This window comes from uncultured Agitococcus sp. (genome assembly GCF_937920075.1).
Taxonomy (GTDB): Bacteria; Pseudomonadota; Gammaproteobacteria; order Pseudomonadales; family Moraxellaceae; genus Agitococcus.
Window position 1 is genome coordinate 1 of sequence record NZ_CALETI010000203.1, and the last position, 1,792, is coordinate 1,792.

The 1,792-nt window shown below is 43.1% G+C and carries 1 protein-coding gene; it reads right to left on the reverse strand.

Going from position 1 to position 1,792, the window contains the following annotated elements:
- Window positions 1-1,792: hypothetical protein (locus Q0212_RS07440; RefSeq protein WP_297924111.1), on the reverse strand; the 1,792-nt coding region annotated here is incomplete at both ends.

Here is a 1,792-nt window from a genome sequence, read left to right on the forward strand (position 1 = left end):
CCTCAGCTTCGCTACCAAACGCCTTCTTAAACGAATCCAACCCCTCACGAGTTGAAACAAGTTTTTTAGGCAATGTTGCTAAATTTTGACTATGACGCTCATAACCCTTAAAACGTAAATCAGAAATAGGCGCAGAACCGTAACGACTTTCAAAATCAGCTTTTAAACCTATTGCCTTTTTATATGACTCAGCAATATCAGCAGGGACAACACCGCGCTTAACTTCATCGTCCATTGTGCCGCGAATTAATTTTTTTAATTCCAATAATGTTTTTGCATCTACGCTTGAGCCACTTTTAATGGCTTCTCTTTGCAATTGCCCTATTCTACTCTGAATAGTTTGCATTTGCTTATAGGTCATTGTAGAACCAAGCAAATCAGGATTTAATTTAAGATTTTCGTTAAATAATTCCAAATCTTTTTGAGCTTGTTGTCTAGCCATTTGCAATTCATGCCCTTGCGGAGTTAATACTTTATAACCTCGCATAGCATTGTCTAATGCTTCGTTAAATTGCCAAATGTCCTCAGCACCTAAATTGCCTACTGGGTAGCCGTCCTGTGCTAGTCTAGTGGCCATTTCGTCACCACTCAAACCACCATTTTTAGGGAATGGGACTAAAGCACCAGCAGCACGTTGATTAAGCATTTTAGGATCAATACCAACACTTAACGCATAATCACGATTTAAACCGCCGTACTTAGCAATGGCTGTTAACATATCGTCAATTTGAGGATTGACTTGTTTAGGGTCAAATTTAGGCAAAGGTGGAACTGTTGGCTTAGCCATAGCCAATTCAGGAATATCCTTAGCCGCTTTATTTTGGCCAGCAGCTTCATTAATCAACTTAATAGCTTGGCGAACCTTGCTATCTTGTGCTAGCGATAACCCCCCGTAATTTGTTTGTAAAACTCCCTCGATTTTTTGCATGGGAATACGCAATGCTGTAACTTCATTAAAAGGATCAACACTTTCAAAAGCATTGCTAATATCTTTTTGTTTTTGAGCCAAAATAGGATCAGCAACATTAGCCAATCGTTGCGCCGCATCGTCTGCGCTTGTTGTTGTACCTAAATTAAGCATTGATGTTTGTTGTTGACGTGCCGCCTCATTTGCCATTTGTGCTTGTTTTTGTGCAAGGTTGTTAATTTCATCACGCGCCATTTTAACGACATTAGGCGCAGAATCAGGGTCACGCATCATTCTTAATAATTGTTGTCGTCTAGCCTCAGCATTTGCCGCGTATCGTTGGTTAATTTCGTCAGCCACGCCTAAGCGTTGACGCATAACATCCTCAGCCTTTAGAAGTCCTGTATCGCCTGTTTGTTGTGCAACCACTTGGCCAGTGGTTGCCTTAGACCTTGCTACTGTTGGTCGTGGTGCGTTTTCTAATGCAGTTATTGCTTTTTGTGGGTCAGCAACAGAGTTCAATAATTGTCGCCCTGCTACGTTTTCGCGTCCTGTTGCTGTAACCGATTGAGGAATACGACTTAAACGACTCGCCGCAGCACTTGCAGCCATTGGCGCAGCAATACTAGCAGCAATACCTAGCCAAGGATTACCTGTTTCCTCAGCAACAACGCCGCCAACCGTACCAGCCGCACCAAGTTTAAGCGCATTTAATGCCATCCCTTTAGCACCAGCAGCAGGATTCATTAGTGCGCCTGTAGCAGTTTGCACGCCCCAATCCATAACCCGTTGCCCTTCAGTAGCAGGGTCGGCAATAGGCAATGCAGCACGCGCCGTACGATTAACGACACTAGGAGAATAAGCAAAGTTATCCAACCCTTTATC